The organism is Tateyamaria omphalii (assembly GCF_019802125.1).
Lineage (GTDB): Bacteria > Pseudomonadota > Alphaproteobacteria > Rhodobacterales > Rhodobacteraceae > Tateyamaria > Tateyamaria omphalii_B.
Map to the genome: position 1 here is coordinate 190702 of NZ_JAHVHT010000005.1, position 17464 is coordinate 208165.

Annotated in this window: 15 protein-coding genes; 8 read left to right on the forward strand and 7 right to left on the reverse strand. The window is 58.4% G+C overall.

Annotated elements, in window-relative coordinates; genetic code table 11:
* Nucleotides 1-4: 4 nt before the first annotated feature.
* Entirely contained in the window at nt 5-1027 is a 1023-nt protein-coding gene (locus KUV51_RS18760; RefSeq protein WP_222522974.1) for a tyrosine-type recombinase/integrase, read from the reverse strand.
* Between the two features lie 125 nt (nt 1028-1152).
* Here KUV51_RS18760 and KUV51_RS18765 point away from each other — a divergent pair, with 125 nt between their 5' ends.
* The 3 genes from KUV51_RS18765 (at nt 1153) to KUV51_RS18775 (ending at nt 4110) form a co-directional block, all read left to right on the forward strand.
* The gene (locus KUV51_RS18765) at nt 1153-2106 is read left to right on the forward strand and encodes a DUF1403 family protein (RefSeq protein ID WP_222522975.1); all 954 of its coding nucleotides are present in this window, start codon (nt 1153-1155) and stop codon (nt 2104-2106) included.
* Nucleotides 2107-2186: 80 nt separating this feature from the next.
* Nucleotides 2187-2729: an SMC-Scp complex subunit ScpB gene (locus KUV51_RS18770; RefSeq protein ID WP_222523083.1), complete on the forward strand. Its 543-nt coding sequence runs from the start codon at nt 2187-2189 to the stop codon at nt 2727-2729.
* A 265-nt stretch (nt 2730-2994) separates the two neighbouring features.
* Nucleotides 2995-4110, forward strand: coding sequence for a Fic family protein (locus KUV51_RS18775; protein WP_222522976.1), 1116 nt, complete (start codon nt 2995-2997; stop codon nt 4108-4110).
* A gap of 72 nt (nt 4111-4182) precedes the next feature.
* Here KUV51_RS18775 and KUV51_RS18780 read toward each other — a convergent pair whose 3' ends face one another.
* Nucleotides 4183-7233 carry a valine--tRNA ligase gene (locus KUV51_RS18780; protein WP_222522977.1) on the reverse strand — a complete coding sequence of 1017 codons (3051 nt, stop codon included), beginning with the start codon at nt 7231-7233 and terminating at the stop codon, nt 4183-4185.
* Nucleotides 7234-7374: 141 nt separating this feature from the next.
* On the opposite strand from KUV51_RS18780, the gene KUV51_RS18785 reads away from it, so the two are divergent.
* Together KUV51_RS18785 and KUV51_RS18790 are read left to right on the forward strand one after the other, a co-directional pair.
* Nucleotides 7375-7680 (forward strand): hypothetical protein, encoded by a 306-nt coding sequence (locus KUV51_RS18785; protein WP_222522978.1) that lies wholly within the window; start codon nt 7375-7377, stop codon nt 7678-7680.
* Between the two features lie 78 nt (nt 7681-7758).
* A complete protein-coding gene (locus KUV51_RS18790) occupies nt 7759-8766 on the forward strand; it encodes a hypothetical protein (RefSeq protein ID WP_222522979.1) in 1008 nt (335 codons plus the stop codon).
* A gap of 79 nt (nt 8767-8845) precedes the next feature.
* On the opposite strand, the gene KUV51_RS18795 is transcribed toward KUV51_RS18790, so the two are convergent.
* The 4 genes from KUV51_RS18795 to KUV51_RS18810 form a co-directional block, all read right to left on the reverse strand.
* Nucleotides 8846-9715: a phosphotransferase gene (locus KUV51_RS18795; protein WP_222522980.1), complete on the reverse strand. Its 870-nt coding sequence runs from the start codon at nt 9713-9715 to the stop codon at nt 8846-8848.
* Between the two features lie 109 nt (nt 9716-9824).
* Entirely contained in the window at nt 9825-10547 is a 723-nt protein-coding gene (locus tag KUV51_RS18800) for a hypothetical protein (protein WP_222522981.1), read from the reverse strand.
* Between the two features lie 45 nt (nt 10548-10592).
* Entirely contained in the window at nt 10593-11504 is a 912-nt protein-coding gene (locus KUV51_RS18805; protein WP_222522982.1) for a glycosyltransferase family 2 protein, read from the reverse strand.
* Nucleotides 11505-11507: 3 nt separating this feature from the next.
* Nucleotides 11508-12974, reverse strand: a complete 1467-nt coding sequence (locus KUV51_RS18810) for a hypothetical protein (protein ID WP_222522983.1) — start codon at nt 12972-12974, stop codon at nt 11508-11510.
* 395 nt (nt 12975-13369) lie between these two features.
* On the opposite strand from KUV51_RS18810, the gene KUV51_RS18815 reads away from it, so the two are divergent.
* The 3 genes from KUV51_RS18815 to KUV51_RS18825 are packed head-to-tail and all read left to right on the forward strand — an operon-like array spanning nt 13370 to nt 17201.
* Nucleotides 13370-15502, forward strand: coding sequence for a peptidase domain-containing ABC transporter (locus tag KUV51_RS18815; RefSeq protein WP_222522984.1), 2133 nt, complete (start codon nt 13370-13372; stop codon nt 15500-15502).
* Nucleotides 15499-16566: a hypothetical protein gene (locus KUV51_RS18820; RefSeq protein WP_222522985.1), complete on the forward strand. Its 1068-nt coding sequence runs from the start codon at nt 15499-15501 to the stop codon at nt 16564-16566. The genes KUV51_RS18815 and KUV51_RS18820 overlap by 4 nt, the downstream gene beginning before the upstream one ends.
* Nucleotides 16563-17201 (forward strand): hypothetical protein, encoded by a 639-nt coding sequence (locus KUV51_RS18825; protein WP_222522986.1) that lies wholly within the window; start codon nt 16563-16565, stop codon nt 17199-17201. Before KUV51_RS18820 ends, KUV51_RS18825 begins: the two co-directional genes overlap by 4 nt.
* A 9-nt stretch (nt 17202-17210) precedes the next feature.
* Here the strand turns inward: KUV51_RS18825 and KUV51_RS18830 are convergent, their stop codons facing one another.
* Nucleotides 17211-17375 carry a hypothetical protein gene (locus KUV51_RS18830; RefSeq protein WP_222522987.1) on the reverse strand — a complete coding sequence of 55 codons (165 nt, stop codon included), beginning with the start codon at nt 17373-17375 and terminating at the stop codon, nt 17211-17213.
* Nucleotides 17376-17464: the final 89 nt, after the last annotated feature.

A 17464-nucleotide genomic window follows, 5' to 3' on the forward strand; every position in this document is an offset into this window, starting at 1 on the left:
TTTTCTAAAGCCCTGCGGCTTTTGTGAGGTTGATGCGGAACCTGTCGCGACGGCGCTGGTCGCGTCGTGTCATGTCGGCGGAGCCGTGGCCGAGCTGTTTCTGAAAATGGCGTTCGTCGACCGCGGCGCTTGAGGCCAGCCCGGCGCGCAGGGAATGGCCGGAGAAGAGGGCGAGACGCTCTTTTTCCGGCAGGTCCGCCCGGATGCCGCTTTTCAGGACTGTGGATTTGATCAGCCGCGCGACGTGCTTGTCGTTGAGCCTTGTGTCGAGCGCGCGTTTTCCATCGCGGGAGGTGCGGACAAAGACGGGTCCGGCGTCGATCCTGGCGAAGGTCAACCATTGCTCCAGCGCGTGGACCGGGCAGGACTGGTCGGACGAGCCCCGCCCGATTTCGACCTCGCGCCAGCCTGTTTTGCCGCGGAGCGTGAGGAGGGCGCCGTCTTCGACGATCTGGATCCAGCCGCCGGAATTCGGGGTGTCGTCCTGCCTAGCGTCGAGGCTGACGATTTCGGATCTGCGCAGGCCCCCGACATAGCCCATGAGCAGGATCGCCCGGTCCCGGAGCCCGCGCAGGTCAAAGGGCAGGGTCGCGACCATGGCGCGGATGTCGTCGGGCAGGATGGCTTCCTTCTGCGCGGGCGGGCGCGCGTGTTTGCGTTTGATGCCTGCAAGGATGGCGGCGATGTGCCGGTCCCTGCGGTCGAGGGCAAAGCCGCGCTGCGCGTAGTTCCAGGCGAGGCCGGAGAGGCGCCGGTCTATGGTGCTGGCGGAGAGCGGGCGTTGCGTGGTGTGCGCGGGTGCGGCGAGGTCCGTCAGGTAGAGCCCGATCAGGTCCGGAGAGGGGGGCAGCGGCTCTGCCCCCCTTGCGCGGCACCAGCGGGTGAAGTGTTTCCAGTCTGCGCTGTAGGCCTTGTTCGTGTTCTGAGCGGTTGACGCCCTGGCATAGTCCTGGTTCGTTTCGATCAGCCGATCCAGGGCGCCTGGATTTCCGGTCGGAAGAGGCGTGTTTCGGTGTGTGTCGCTCATGAGTTTGCGCCTATCCCATAATGTCCGATAAGGCAATATTATTGGACATAGGTACGAGCTAAAAGGTGGGGCGGTTTGTGCACTATATTGTGGGCAAAAGCGCCGTCATCGGATAGTCTTGTGGCATGACGCACCACCCCTTAGCCATTCTGAACGACCCGAACAATCTACCGCAGCTTCCGGGATGGGTCACCCGGGAACGTGCTGAAACCCTTGCAACTGTGGCCTTTCGGTCAGGGGCGGCGCTGACCGTGCTGGATCAGTTGATCTCTGGCCCGGGTCCTGGCGTGCCGACCAGGTTGCTTGCCAACGGGTTGGCGCTGGGTGCGGCGACGGCGACGTCGAAACTGGAAGGGCGGATGGCCCGGGAGCCGGATATACGCGATGCGTATCATCTGACGCCGCCGGGTGAAGTGCGGGGTCCTGATGGCGATCTGCTGGCGTTCTGGCGCGATGCGGTACGGCTGCGGATGGGCGCGACGGGGGGGATTGTCGAGCTGGTTGGTCCGCATCTGGGAGGCGCGGTGGACGGTTGGCTGGATGCGGGGCGGGATCGTGTCCGAAGTGACGGGCCATTGGCGGGCTGTACCGCCGTCTTGCGGGATGTTCTGGCCGCTGATGACCGCGCGGAGCGGGCGGCCTGTCTGCTTTCGGACGTCGTCCTGGCGCGGGCGCTGAATTGGAAGACCGTGCTGCCGGTTTCGGCGCAGCACCTTTCGAAGGCGATGTTGCGCAGCCTGGCTGCGGAAGAGCAGGGGGCCGGGCTGGCAGTTCAGCGCGGGGTTCTTGCATCCATCGAGGACACGATCCGGCGGGCCGGGGTCTTGGCGCGGCGCGCGGCGGCGCTGCGCCATGTGATCCCCAAACTCAGGGCGAAGGGGTCGGAGGCGGCTGCCGATCTGTTTCTGACGGAGGATGCGGTGGCGCCGGCGTCGATGCTGTCGCCGCGCATTCGCGGAACGTCGATCCCGATGACCGACCGTGCCGCCCGCCGCTTCTGCGACCGGCTGGTCGAACTGGGGGTCGCGCAGGAGCTGACGGGACGGTCGACCTTCCGGCTCTACGGGATCGCGCCGTGACGGTGCTGTCGACGGGAGCGCCCGAAAATGGGCGAGAGGTCAGCGTGGGCGATGACGGGTTTGACCGGGAGCTTGACGACATGCCGCAGGAGCGGCGCTGGCGTGTCTGGATGGGCCGGATCGAGGCGGTGCTGTTTGCCAGCGCCACGCCGGTGGGCCGCGAGGACCTGGCCCGCGTGGTGGGGCAGGGGGTGTCTGTCGAGATGCTGATCGAGGACATCCAGGCCGAGCTGTCCGGGCGGCCCTATGACTTGGCGCAGGTGCCAGATGGCTGGATGTTCCGCACCAGGACGCAATTTGCAGATGCCATCAAGGTGGCGGCCGATCTTGGTGAGCAGCCATTGGCCTATACCCAGGTGGAGATGGGGGTGCTGTGCGCCATCGCCTATCATCAACCGATCGACCGGGCGGGGCTGGCGGATATCTTTGGCAAGGAGGTCAGCCGAGACCTGCTGGCGCGGCTGCGGTTCAAGGGTCTGATTGCCTCAGGTCCACGTGCGCCACGCCCCGGCGCGCCCCATACCTTTGTGACCACGGAGACGTTCCTGACAACCTTTGATCTGCAAAGCCTACGCGACTTGCCCGAACTTGAATTGATGGCTGATCCCGCGGCTGAGGATTAGGGCTTTGGCGATGTGAGCCGTTCGCCTTCGGTCGTGCGGACGTGTGAGGAGATCATAATGCAGGACGTGTGTGCGTCGGCGCATGTCCAGCGCCTACGGAATACCTGTTACCCACCGACCTGCAATGTTGGGCACCTTCGCGAGCGGTTCCATTGTCGTGGGAGCCTTTCAGCGGGTGCGCCACGCCCTCTGTTGAGGCATGGGATTGACCTCTATAACCCAAATATGATCTTTTTTTGAGTTATAGGAAAGGTGTCTATAACTCATGACCTGGAACTGGCAGATCCCCGGCTGGCCGGACTTTCGGTATGACGCGGCAGCGCTGGCACCGTTGGAACAGCGTTTTTTATTGTCCTCGGGCGAAATCCTGGGGGCTGTCCACCATGTCAGCCCAACCGAACGCGATCAGCTTCGTATTGACCTGTTGAGCGATGAAGCCATGACCACCAGTGCCATAGAAGGCGAGATGCTCGACCGGCTCAGCGTGCAGTCGTCGCTTCGGCGACAACTTGGACTGGCGCCGGATACCTATCCGAACAAACCCCGAGAGCAGGGGGTGGCCGAGATGATGGTCGACGTTTACTCGACCTATGCGGAGCCACTTGGGGATGACACGCTGTTCAGGTGGCACGAGATGCTCTTGTCCCATGACCAGCGATTGGAGGCGATCGGGTCCTATCGGACGCATGAGGATGCGATGCAGATCGTTTCCGGTCGTTTTGACCGGCCCGTCGTGCATTTCGAGGCCCCGCCTTCGGAGCAGGTTCCGAACGAGATGGGCGGCTATGTCGACTGGTTCAACAGGACGGGGCCGGATGCCGGGGCACCATTGCCCGCGCTGACGCGCGCTGGCCTTTGCCATCTGTACTTCGAGAGCATCCACCCGTTCGAGGATGGGAATGGCCGCCTGGGGCGGGCTCTTGCGGAAAAGTCGCTTGCTCAGAACATCGGGCAACCCAGTCTGATCGCGCTTGCCTTCACGATCGAACGGCAACGAAAGACTTACTACGATCAGCTCGAGAGGCACCAGAAGACGCTGGATGTGACGCCCTGGCTGGTGTGGTTTGCCGACGTGGTGCTGACGGCGCAGCAGGTCACCCTGCGACGTGTCGGGTTCTTGATTGCCAAGGCTTATTTTTATGACCGCCATCGCGAGGCGCTGAACGTGCGGCAGGCCAAGGCGATCGAGCGGATGTTCCGGGAAGGGCCAGATGGCTTCAAGGGGGGGCTGAGCGCGGAAAACTACATTTCCATTACCGGTACCTCGCGCGCAACCGCGACGAGGGATCTTCAGGATCTGGTTGGCATGGGTGCGCTGACCCGCACGGGCGAGCGGCGCTACACACGCTATTGGCTGGATCTGGACGCGATGGACGCATGAACGGGACGGCCCGTCGCCGGGCCGCTTCCGCAAGGAAGATGCGGGGTGGTCCGTGGACCGCCCCGCGCTGTTTCAGCCAAGCTCCTGAAGGCGGGCGATGGCGGCTTTCATCTCGGCCTCTTCCCCTTCGCGCAGGCGCAGGTTTTCCTTGGCCTCCGTGACCACGTCCTCTGGCGCGGAGGCCATGAACTTGGGATTGTTCAACCGGCCACGCAGTCCGCCCAGTTCCTTGCCCAGCTTCTGCATCGTCTTTTCCAGACGCGCAATTTCCGAGGCGACGTCGATCAACCCTGCCAGCGGGATGCCGAAGGTGCCGCCATCCATCGGAATGGTGACGCAGCCCTTGGGGAAACTGTCGACATGTTTCAGGCTTTCGATCCGGGCCAGTCGCTGGATGAGCGTCGCGTTGTTGTCCCAGGCCGACTGTCCCTTGGCCTCGAGGCCCATGACGAGCAATGGCACCTTTGCGCCTGCCGGCACATGAACCTGTGCACGGGCCGAGCGGATGTTTTCGATCAGCCCGATCACCCAGTTCATTTCCCGGTCCGCATCGGCGTCGATCAGTTCGGTGCCGTATTGCGGCCAGTCGGCATGGATCAGCATCTTGGCACGGCTGTCCGCCAGCCCCCACAGCTCTTCGGTGATGAACGGCATGATGGGGTGCAGCATGATCAGGCATTGATCCAGCACCCAGCGCAGGGTCTGTTCGGTTTCGGCCTTGGCGTCGGGATCGTCGCCCTGCAGGATGGGTTTGGAAAACTCCAGATACCAGTCGCAGACCTTGCCCCATGTGAACGCATAGAGCGCGTCCGCCGCATCGTTGAACCGGTAGCTTTCCATTCCTGCATCGACGGCCTCGCGCACCTTGCCGGTTTCGCCGATGATCCACTTGTTCAGTGTCTGAGCGGCCTCCGGCCGGATCGCGTCGCCCGGATAGGGGATCTGGTAGTGATTGGCGAAGCTGAATGCGTTCCACAGTTTCGTGCCGAAGTTGCGGTAGCCCTTGATCCGGTCCTCGCTGATTTTCAGGACACCGCCGAGGGCTGCCATCTGTGCGTTGGAAAAGCGCAGGGCATCCGCGCCATAGGCGTCGATCATGTCGAGCGGGTCGATGACGTTGCCGCGCGTCTTCGACATCTTCTCGCCCTTGGCGTCGCGGACAAGCTGGTGAAGGTAGACGGTGTGGAACGGATCATCCTGCAGGACGGCCTGTGACATCATCATCATCCGCGCAACCCAGGGGAACAGGATGTCCTGGCCGGTGACGAGCACATCGCCGGGGAAGTATTTCATCGCGGGATCGTTTTCGTCGGGCCAGCCGAGCGTGCCGAAGGGCCAGAGACCGGAGGAGAACCAGGTGTCGAGGACGTCGGGGTCGCGCCACATCGGGACGCCACCGTTTTCGTCGAACGCCTGTTTGGCTTCGGATGCACTGCTGTAGCCGCTGTGGAAGACGTCGAATGAAACGCCATGTGCCGACAGCGTGCTGGCGATGCTCTGTCGGGCCTCGTCTTCGGTGGCGGCGCAAAATGCCACCGGATCGTCAAAGTCCAGTGTCGCGTCTTCGATCTTGCCCGTGGCGCCGACGTCCTTGATTTTCGGCATGTACCAGACCGGGATCTGGTGCCCCCACCAGAGTTGCCGCGAGATACACCAGGGTTCGATGTTTTCCAGCCAGTGGTAGAACACCTTTTCGCCCGACTCGGGCATGATCTTGACCCGGCCTTCGCGGACGGCATCAAGCGCCGGTTGGACGATTTTGGACGAGTCCACGAACCACTGGTCGGTCAGCATCGGTTCGATGACCACCTTGGAGCGGTCCCCGAAGGGCTGCATGATCTTCTTGGCTTCGACAAACGGGATCGTTGGCGGCACGTCGGCCTGATCGCTGTCGCTTGCATCGAACGCCGGGTTCGCGACCATGACGGCGTTCCCTTCCGCCGTGATGTCGGCAACGATACGCTGGCGCGCCTCGAACCGGTCGAGGCCGCGGTATTCATCCGGCACGAGGTTCATCGCGGCGATCTGGCTCTCTTCGAACGCTTCTTCACCGCGCGCGATGCGATGTGCGGTGGCCGCTGCCGTGGCATAGGGCGCGCCGTCGTCGCGCATGTGGCCCTTGCTGTCCATCAGGTTGTACATCGGGATGTTGCCGCGCTTGGCCACTTCGTAGTCGTTGAAGTCATGCGCGCCGGTGATCTTGACCGCGCCGGACCCGAAATCGGGATCAGGATAGCGGTCGGTGATGATCGGGATCAGGCGGCGGTGTTCCCGGGGACCCACCGGAATTTCACAGAGCTTGCCCACGATCGGCGCGTAGCGCGTATCATCGGGGTTCACCGCGACGGCGCCGTCGCCCAGCATGGTTTCGGGCCGCGTCGTTGCGATGGAGATATAGTCTCGCGTCTCGCGCAGGGTGACGTTCCCGTCCTCGTCCTTTTCGATGTATTCGTAGGTCTCCCCATCGGCGAGTGGATACTTGAAGTGCCACATGTGGCCGGCAACTTCGTTGTTCTCGACCTCGAGGTCAGAGATCGCCGTTTCAAAATGGGGATCCCAGTTGACCAGCCGTTTGCCGCGATAGATCAGCCCGTCGTTGTACATTTGCACAAAGACCTTGAGCACAGCGTCGTGGAAATTGCCCGGCTTCTCGGTCGCGGGCGCGCTTTCCGCGCCGGACATGGTGAAGGCCGAACGTTCCCAATCCATGCTGTCGCCCAACCGACGCGCCTGCTGTTCGATCACGCCGCCCTTGTCTGCCTTCCATTCCCAGACCTTTGAGATGAATTCGTCCCGCGGCATCTCGGAGCGTTTCCGGTTCTCGCCGTCCGCGGCCATCTGTTTTTCGACCATCAACTGGGTGGCGATGCCGGCATGATCCAGACCCGGTTGCCACAGCACGTCAAATCCCTGCATCCGCTTCCAGCGCGTCAGCATGTCCATCAGGGTGTGGTTGAACGCGTGACCCACATGCAGAAAACCGGTCACGTTGGGCGGGGGCAACTGGATACAAAAAGTGTCTGCGCCCGGCTTGGCATTGGCCCCGGCTGCGAACGCGCCCGCGTCTTCCCACATTTCATAGATGCGCGGCTCGGCCTCGGCGGCGTTGAATGTCTTTTCCATCAGCGACTTCCATTGTCTTGCATGGGCTGTACTCCCGTACCATATCCAACAGTCCGGCGGTAAAGCCCAGCCGAAATAGTGGGGTTCGGGTGCTGTCGGCGCCTTGTACGGCGATGGACTTGTGGGTTCGTTTGTCTGGAGATGGCTCCGCGGCTTTTGATCGGCCTGCTTGGGGTGGCCGATGAAACGGCGCCTGACGGTGCCAAATGCGGCGGTCTGGCCCTGGAAAGCCGGGGGCCTTTCAACACCGATGTTTTCATCCGGCCGTTATTGGCGGACATCAGGCAAAGGCTTAAATCCGCGCAAAGGCGTGTGTGCCGGGCTGTTGGCGTGACATTGGTGATACCGCTGCCTAGCTTGCAATCAATGAATTGGATCGCCGTCATCATCGGCGAACTATTGGTCGAAAGCATGTGCGATATTGGATTTTCATTTATTGACGGATGAGCCGCAGAACATTTGAGAATTCAAGCCACCTTGCCGAATGTCGATGATTGAAGTGGTGTCACCACAAGGAGCGTTTCAATGGGTTTGGAGCCGCAGGATCTTCATGAGAAACTGGGCGGGTATTTTGAGGCACGATTTGGTGAAAACCTGAAAATCGGACTGATCACGGGATCCGTTGCGGCGGGCGTGGCAAATAGCCGTTCTGACCTTGATCTGGTAATTGTGCTGGACGACTGCTCGGCGCTGATTGATGGCGATTGCGGGTTCAAGGCGTTCAACATCGAAGGGATGAGAGCCGACACTCTGATCATGACGCAGGCCTGCTTGAAGCGCGTTATATCGCTGATTCCAAAGCAAAGTTTCAAGGACTACACCAAGGACAACATGTGCGTCGAAAAGCTCATGAATGCAGATGTCGTGTTTGGACATGACGCCTATGAGGACGTGATCGACGACACGGTGGCGTTGGAGTTCAGAAAGCGGCTGTTTCTTGGGCAGAGACAGATTTCCTGGGGTATTTTTGACGACTACATCGGAATGTGCCTTGAGAAAAATGATGTCGGTCGCGTCGAAATGCTTCAGGCTTTGGTGAGAAACGAACTTGAATGTTTTCTCATTCAATCCGGCAGTACATTTCGGAAAACCAAGTGGATTTCGAAGAAATTGGAGGCTTTGGGGCAGCGAGGCGATCCGTATACGAAGTTTTACCGCGATACCCTTTTGACTGTTCCAAGTCTGGATGAGCCTGCGCTGACCAATTGGGAAGCGGATGTCTGGAATTTTCAAAGAAAGATTCAGTTGAATTTTCTGTTTGAAGATCTGGCCGACAAGGTTTTGACAGGAAGTGCGCCGTGCGCCAGTGATGAGGACACATCCGCGATGCGATACCTCATCGTCGGAGCCGGTGGTCGATACTTCCTGCAGAACGTCAATGGCAACTATGAGCTTTCCTTAGCGGCTACGCGCATCGCGGCAACGCGTGGCATTCTGGAAACAAGCGCACTTCGCCGCGCTTTGGGCGACATCGGTGACAGCGAACTCAGGGCGGCTGAAAGGGAAGTATCCCTGCTGTTCAACCGGGCGTAGCGGACACGGAGCGGCAGGTCTTTGACCCATGCCGGGGCCGGTCCGGGACGGGAGCGATGTGTCCAGCAGTCATCGCCCGTCAATTGGCCAGAGCGCGAGACACCTCTGCGAGAGTGTCGGACGGGTCCAGATTTACCGTGGAGAAAAATGGACTGCCTGGTGGAGCAGTCATCCGGTATCGGATGGCGGAATTGATCGTATCCAGAATTCGGGACTTGTCGAGGTGGGCAAATGCACCTTTGTATCCAGACATCAATGCATTGACCCGCTCGCGGCATCGGGTGAGATCATTGTCGATGATCAGGATATGACCCAGGCACCATCCAATGTCATGCTCTCGGTATCCAATTCTGCAGTTTTCGAAATCGAGAAACCGAACATCATTCTTCGAGAGCAATATATTCTTCGTATTGAGGTCTCCGTGGATGATATGGGTGCCGGGCTTTGGCGTGGTGTTTCGCGAAGGATTGTCAAAGAGCTGATTTGCCGAGGATTTGTTGAGCGCCGTGTGCAAGGATGCAATCCCGTAGCCCAATCCGTTCACCTGATCGTTTGAAAGCACGTCTTCATGCTGCAGGATCGGCTGGAAACCGGCGTCTTCCAAATCTTCCAGAACAATAGCCGCAGGGTGGTGTATGAACCCGTGAACAGATGGCACCAGGCTTTTTTCGACGGCGTTGACGCATTCGAGTATTCGGTATTCGAAGTGCAGCCGTGTCGGATCGAGCGCTATGTTTGGGTCACTCGATGCGAATATGTGCCGTACTTTGAGGTAGAAACTGCGATCGCGGTAGCGCAGTCGTTTTATGAAATGTGTGTCGCCAAGCCGGTTTGTTGAACGTCGCTGGATGGCTGCGATTGCACAGTCGCGCGCCACGGATGCGAAATCCGTATCCCAGACACCTGGTGGCATCCTTTGTCGTGCGATTTGACCGTCGTGCTTTGCCAAAAGCGGTCCTCTTGCTGTCAAAGTTATCGCTTCTGATGGGGCTTCCGGCTTGCTGGCCCTGGCAGCAGGTCACAAGCGGAGGTTATCGGTGCCACTTTAGCCATGATCGCTAGCTCACGGCCGTTTTCTGTTTCCGGGTGTTTTCCGGCACCCTGTTTGACGCCATGAGGCAATGTTCCAGCAACAGGGACATATTCTCGTCATTGGCGTCCGATACGTGCAGCCAATTGGCAAAGTTCGCATCGTCGATTTGCCGTCGGCATACAAAACGCAGGAAAGTCTTCATTCGTTGCAGAATTCCATTTTCCTGCATGCCTGCGTAAAGATGTACCTCAACCTCGTTGCCAACCAGGTAGTCTTGTACGCGCCCCTGAAACTCGAGATCCCACTTGTGTCCGTACAGGAGCCGATAGGTTCGCATCGACAGCAGTTGCCGCCCCGTGAAGAACCGTTGGAAACCGACGCATTGCGTTGTCTGGTGAACCAGATCGGAAATGGAGATTTCCGTGCACGTCCCGAGGCGATTGGCCAGTTCGTCCAGGCACATCTGGCATTCTTGTGATCTGATTGGCGGTGCACCGTACCATTCGGTCAGCTCTGCGCGTTGCGCTTTCATCCAGAAATGATCGTCGGCTGCTGCCGCCCACCGTACACTTGCCGGAACTTTGGGAGTTGGCACGTCCCCGTTCTTGCCGTTCAGATAGTATGCAAACAGCCTGACAAAATCATGCGCCAGTTTCCCGTCAATCCGGGAGAAGCGCCCGGTGAGGGCGTCAGGTTTCAGTACCAATGGAACTATTGACCAGTAAGCGGTCAGTTTTACGTCATCCAATGCATATCTCCGACGGGCCCAGAACGTTCGACATCTGTCTGACAGTTACGGTATGCCCAGTTGCTCGGTCAGGTTTGAGAGAAGTTTCAACTCGCGATCTTTGGAAAAGCGTGTGGCTCTTTCGTGATCGTTGTTGGCGATAAGAAGAAAGTCCTGAAGCAGCGTCGGTTTTGCCGCCACGACATGCTCGGCCATTCGCTTTGAGCATTTCAAATCCATTCCAAGGATTTCATTGAAGAAGGGCAGGTGCTTGCGCACCGTGATTTCGCACATTTCCAATTCACTCACCGGCAAGGTGGAGATTCGAGTATGCGTTGCGTGAATGCGATAGCCGTAGAAGGGCCCGTCGATAAACCCGACTTCCAGACCTTCCCCCCTTGCCCAACGCCGGGCGCAAAGCTCAACGCCAAAACCCCAATCCTGCCACTTCAAAATCGACTCGTCGTATCGGAGACCCAGCTCAATCTCCCGTCTGCGATATATGATTGAGTTCTGGACGTGATGCTTGTGGAGCAGTTGCAACACGTTCAACGGGTACGCAGAGCGCGTATCGCCATTGAACATCCCAAACATCCTCGTCGTCGAGTGGACGAAGCATATCTGGTCATTTCCTTCGAGCTTTTCCTGTACTTGGCGCCAGAATTCGTCCGGGTTCAGCCCGTCGAAACCGGTGAGCACGTCGTCGGAATCCACAGTCATCACGTAGTCCCCGGATGCCACCGACAGCCCGGTGTTGCGCGCCACCTGCGCCCCGCTGTTCTTGTCGAGCAGCAGAACCTTGACCGATGTCATTCCAGACACTGCATCAAGGGCGCGTCGGTCACTTTCGGTGTCCGAGCAGTCGTCAACCACAATGATCTCAAACTCAATGCTTGCGCAAAACGACTGGATGGATTCGACGCATTCGAGCAGGTAGTCGCCCGCTTTGTAGTTCGGAACAATGACGGAAAGGATCATCCCTTACCCTGTCTTGTAGGAGAAGGAAGTTGCGTCATCCATATGGCTATACCAAGGGTCCTCGAGCTCTTCGTTTGGCAGGTAGCTTGGCAGCGCATAGTCATAGTCGATGACCTGTGTTTCGTGCGGTTGCCGCGCGACTTTCAAGAGCGCTTCGAGAATCGCACAGGTGGGCACGTGCGAATTGAAATCACTTCCGGTATTCGCGCCCTGCAGCCAGAGTTTGAATATCTCGGCTTCTGCGGAATAGGAGTAGGAGTTGCTGTATGGTCTTTCGAAGTTTTGAGAGCGGAAGAAACCCTGGGTGCCCGTCAATCTGGCGTTGGAGCGTGTTACGACGCTTCCCATGTTTTGGCCACGCAGGTCGTTTTCGCCGATGCGTGCGCCAATAGGTGACTTCGTCACATTTGCTGCGATCCCAAAGAATGGACCTATCCTTGCATCAATATCGGTACAGTGCAGGCGCCCATTGATGTTATAGGGGACTTCGGGAAACTCTTGCCATGACCTGAGTCCGGGCGTGGTTTGTTCGAGTGATACCGTGCCAAAAGTCAGAACTCTTCCGGACGATTTAAGGCACAGTGAATAGGCGACAATAATATCGGTTTCGCCATAATGTTCATGCGCAACCAAATGGTCCTTGCTTCCGTTATATCCGTTTACAAGCCTGCTTGCGGAAAGGGGGATGCGGATGTTCTGATCTTCCGGGCCTGCCTTGAACCCTTTCATCTTTATCTGAAAGTTTTCCTCCGGATATACAATTCGGTTCATAAGCAATAGCTGCGAAAAGATATCGACGTAATGGTAAGCGCCGTGCAGAAGCATTCCATATCCGTATTTGTACGGATGGTCTTCGCGGGAATAAAATTCATCAGGCAAATTCCAGACACCGGAGGCCGTTTTCAGATGGATGGACGTGATGGGCGATCTTAGCCGATCGACCATTGCCTGCAGCGGTTTGCGAAAATGATCCTCGTATATTTCGTGATGCCGGCCCAGGCAAATGACGCCGCTGTTCGCCTTGCAAGCCTGCGCCTTGTGCGCAATCAATTCCATGCGTTCGCGGTATATCGAAGCGTCAAGTATGCCATTGTCGCTGGGCAAAACGGCGGGTTTGGCTACGAGTACATCGCTGCCGGTGTCCAGACCGGCGTTGATGTAATCCTCGTGAAAACGCGGCTCGGTCGTGATTACGTATTTTGCGTTCTCGCCTTCACGAAAAAGGCCGCCATGAATCTTGAGCCATTCTTTTGTCGCAGGCCATCCGCATTCCAGTTTTTCATCCGGAATAAAAACCATATCGTCAGGTGGTCGTGGCACACCCTCAAGTCGCGCAAGAACAGCTTCGCGCTGTGATTCTAAATCGACCACTTTATAGGAGGTAATAGAGCCGTCCTTGAGTGCGGTTTGAATACATCTGGAATATTTGTAACCCGCGACAGGGCCGAAACCAATTATGATTAGCTGCATATTCTCTCGACTGTTTGTCTATGTAGGGCGGTGTGATTAATGCGACCTAAGGATATTGATAGATGGAATGCAATAGTGAGGGTGCTCTTGGAAATTGTCGCATTGAGGTCCAAACGCAACGATCTGAAGCGCGGTAGACTAGATATTAGCGCTGGAAATAATTTAGGTAACCCTTGTCGAAACCATCAACTTTGTTCGGTGAAAATCCGCTCGTTTTGGTTGTATGTTGGCCGTATGTTGCCTATGGCTGTTCCGGTCGATGCTTAGAGGTGGACGGGGGCAATCGTGATTATTACGGATTGCTGAAGTACCTGGCGCGCGGAATTGCAAAACAGCGATATGTTTTGCATCAATTTGCGTTGGCATTTTATGACTGACGTAATAGAGTATTTATCTTGAAGGCCAAAGTTCAATTTCAGCGTGGAACGTCGGATTGTGGAGTGGCGTGTTTGGCAATGTCCGCTCAGATACTGGGCGTCGACTACGATATTGACGAGATTCAGCATCGATTTTTTGTTCCGCCGAACGGCACGTCACTCCTTCACCTGGTGACGATTGCCGAGGGGCTTGGACTTTCGTGCCGCGCGGTAAAGGCCGATTACAAGGCTTTGGAGAAGGTGGATCTTCCGGCCATCCTGCACTGGGGCATGAACCACTATGTGGTCCTGGAGCGCTTGCGCCGTGGGTCTTACCACATCCTTGATCCCGCGCGGGGTCGCCAGGTCATCGGCGTGGAGGAGTTGAAGGATCGCTACACCGGCGTGGCGGTTTCGGTGTCTTTCGAGAGCGGGGCGGTGTCGCTCGACAAGATCGAAAGACTGGGGATTATGGACGCTTTCAAACTGGTGCCTCAGTGGAGGGCGCGTCTGTTCGCGACCGTCTGTGTTGGGGTTGTGCCGGCGCTGTCCGTTTTTGCCTATCCCGTATTCCTCAGAATGGTCATGAACCACAGCACTGTCGGGCTGAGCCTGCAGGGATTGGCGGTGCTGACCGGTATTTTCATTGCAGTATCGTTGGCGTTCTTTTCATTCGGGATGATCCGCTCGTACCTGATCGGGGAGTTGTCGACCCGGATCGATGCGCAGCTGGCGCGGATGCTGCCACGTGCAACCCACGACATTTCCTATGAACACTATCTGAAGGTGTCGCGAAGCGCGGTTCTGGATGTTTTTTCCGACCTGCGGCAGTTCCGGACAAACCTGTCGGCCGGGGCGGTTCAGATCATCAGCAACGGGTCCGCATTGCTGCTGCTGCTGGTGGGCGCTTTCTTTCTGAAGTTCTGGTTTGGCGTGTTGCTGTTGATCTTCGCCGTCCTGCATTTCTGGATTTCTCATGCGTCGCGGCTTTCGCGCGAGGAGGAGCGCGAGCGTCTGCGCCGATCTGAAAGCCGGGAAGCGATGATACTCAACGAGAATTTCACGAACTTTCAGACATTGCGATTGAATGCGGGAGAGACCCCGCGCCTGCGTTTGTGGTGGGAGCTGTATCGCTTCATCAGCCAGCATCGCATTCGTGCCACTTTGCGACTTTCGATCGAGAAGACGGCGGTCGAGTTTCTGAGGGCACTCCTGCGCGCCGCCGTCGTTGTGGGTGCGGCCGTGCTCATAATCAGCGGTGCGGTGTCCATAGACGTGATGTTCGTGTTGGTTCTGGTCGCGATGCTCTTTTCTGCTTTCGTGACCAGCGTGATCGAGGATTTCGAGAAGTTGACGCTGGCCCGGGAAGCGTTGACGCGCGCCAGTCTGATCCTTTCGGCAGAGCGTGACCCGATGCATCCGGATGTTGTACGCGAAGCGCAGAGCAGCGACGGGAGCGGCAATATCGTCCCGCTGGTCTGGCCATCCAGCATGAACAAGACCGCGCTCAGACTGTCATCCTTGGCTTACCGCTATGACAGGACGTCGGATTTCCTTTTCGAAGACCTGAGCTTTGACGTGCGCCGGGGAGAGACTGTTTGCATCACCGGGTCTTCCGGCGTGGGAAAGACTTCGTTGCTGCGCCTTTGTGCAGGTCTGCAATTCCCGGAGAAGGGCCAGCTTTTCTGGTTCGGGCAGGATATGCGCCATATTCCACGCCCCATGTTTGTCGAGACGGTCGGTTGCGTGCTGCAGGAGGACGGCACCTTTTCCGGCACATTTGCGCAGAACATCGCGTTGTTCGATCCCGCCCTCGACGAAGCGCGTATGATCCGGGCGTGCGAGGACGCGGCCTTGACCGACCTTCTGGAGCGTTTGCCAATGGGGCTTTTCACGCCGCTGCATGGCAGTTCCTTCCTGTCAACGGGCGAGAAGCACCGCCTGATGCTGGCCCGCGCCCTGTACCGCAACCCCGAGGTGCTCATCCTGGATGAGATGACCGGCAACCTGGATGCCGAGGTGGAAGAGGTCTTGTTCGAGCGTCTGGCTCAACGTGGTGTGACGCTGATCCTGACCTCGCACCGCGAGCGGACGATCAGGCGCGCTGACCGGGTGATTGCACTGAGCCGCCGGCCGGGAGGCACCGCCGTTACCGCAAGAACAATGTCATGATCTATCCCGTGGCGCCCGAGGTGATGGCCAATCTGGGCTTGATGCAGTTCCTTGTTCCGATGGAAGGCGTCGATGGCGATGGACGGTCGCTGTTGGAGGGGCGATCCATTCAAAATCGGCCTGCGCAGGAGGACTACCGGCAGTGCCGATATCCGGGGAGCCGGCGGCTGCACGCCAAGCCCATGAATGTCAAAGCCCTGTCGCTTTACGTCGCTCAACGGCACACCGTTGATCAATGGGTCGGAACCATGCTCGCCGCCCAAAGTGCGGACCAGAGCGCGGCCCTTCGATTTCTTTTTGGGACCCACACGGCCTATCACACGCCCAAGCTGTGGTTGCATGGGCCAGAGGACGGACCCGTGCCCCCGACCGTCGCGACAGCGGCGAAGATCTGTCATGGAGCCTATGAGTTGGCCCTGCACTGCTTTCGATTTCGGGGGCCTGCCGATTTCGGGCGCATGGATGCCGAGGCGATGGTCCGGGATGCGGAAGAGCACAAGCGGCTGGTTGGCCGAAGCGAGGTCTGCGCAGGTCCGCCTGCGATGATCCGTGACATGCTGGGGCTGATGTTGGGCGAGGAGCGCGCGCCAATTGCGGATGCGACGCCAGAGGCCGCGTGCGCAAGGCGTGCCGCGGCGATCATGCATCTTTATTGGCGGCTGGAACGGCTGGCGATATTGAACACCTTTGTTGCATTGTCGCGCAAACGGGTCGCGCCGGGTCGTGTCGTGACCTTTCCGAACGCGATCCGTGTCATTCAGGCAGTTCAGGCAAACCAGCCGCTGAACGCCAGTTTCGTGTCAGCCTATCAGCTTGTCCCGCCGCCGGAGGTCGACGGTCTGAATGAAGCCGACCGTCTTTTGGAACGCCATGGCGACCTATGGAGCCGGACACCTGAAGAGGTTGGCCGCGAGGGTGCTGCGTCCCTGGGTGGGTTCGCTGCAGATGTGGCGAAGGTGCTCGACACACTACGCCAATCCGCGCAGACGCTTGGCGTTGTCGAGCGGGACGCGCCGGAGTCTGCGGCGGTGATTGACCTTCTGTTTGGCAGGGCTGCGCCATGATTATTGCTTTGAATGGTACGGTGAGTTGCGGAAAGAGCTACCTTGGCGCGGCCTTGAGCGAGGTCATGTCCGCAGAGTTCAGGGGTGAGCCGCCAATGGCTGAGTGGCCGAATGCAGCCCGCGTGCCGCGATTGCATCGGGATGTTCAGGACATGTTTCTGCGTTCATGGCGTGTGAGCAACCTGAACGAGGCAAAGGTTCTGTCCAAGTTGAGACGGATGGTCGTGTTGGACAGCGTTTACGACATTCTGCACCATACGATCGTGACCCGGATTGCGCCCAGGTTTTTCGGAAGCGGAGCGTATGCCAGCCTGCTCACGGAATGTGCCCGGATCGATCACGAGCATCTTCCGATCCCGGATGTGATCGTGAATGTCACGGTCACGTCAGGCACATGGCGACAGATGTGCAAAGCGCGTGGATTGGATGACTTTTACGCCGAGGACCATCTGTCCGAGCTTTTCGGTCTTCAGGATGTTTTTCACACCGCTGCCCGCTTGCGCTGCGCTGAGATGGATATCCCCGTTCTGACATACGAGAATACGATGTCAGGCCCATCTTGCCTGTCCGAGTTGGCTGAAAAGATCAGGGCGCTCGAACCCACAGGATCCGAGCGCCCATCTTCAAGCCGTTAGACTGCGACCTTAGACGGCCCAGCCACCGCCGCCACCAACGCTCACGCTGGCGCTCATGCCGCGGCCGCCAGACACGAGAAGCATCTCTTCCAGTGTCAGCTCGCGGACGTCTGCCTCGTCAAACTTGCCGACCAGGTCTTTTTTCAGTTCGTCACGCGCTTTTGTTTCCTGCATGAGAGTCTCCTTTATTTAAATTATGCCGTTATTGGCAGTGGGTTGAGAATTCCGGGCGCCACGGGGCTTTGCAACGCGCCGACACCTGT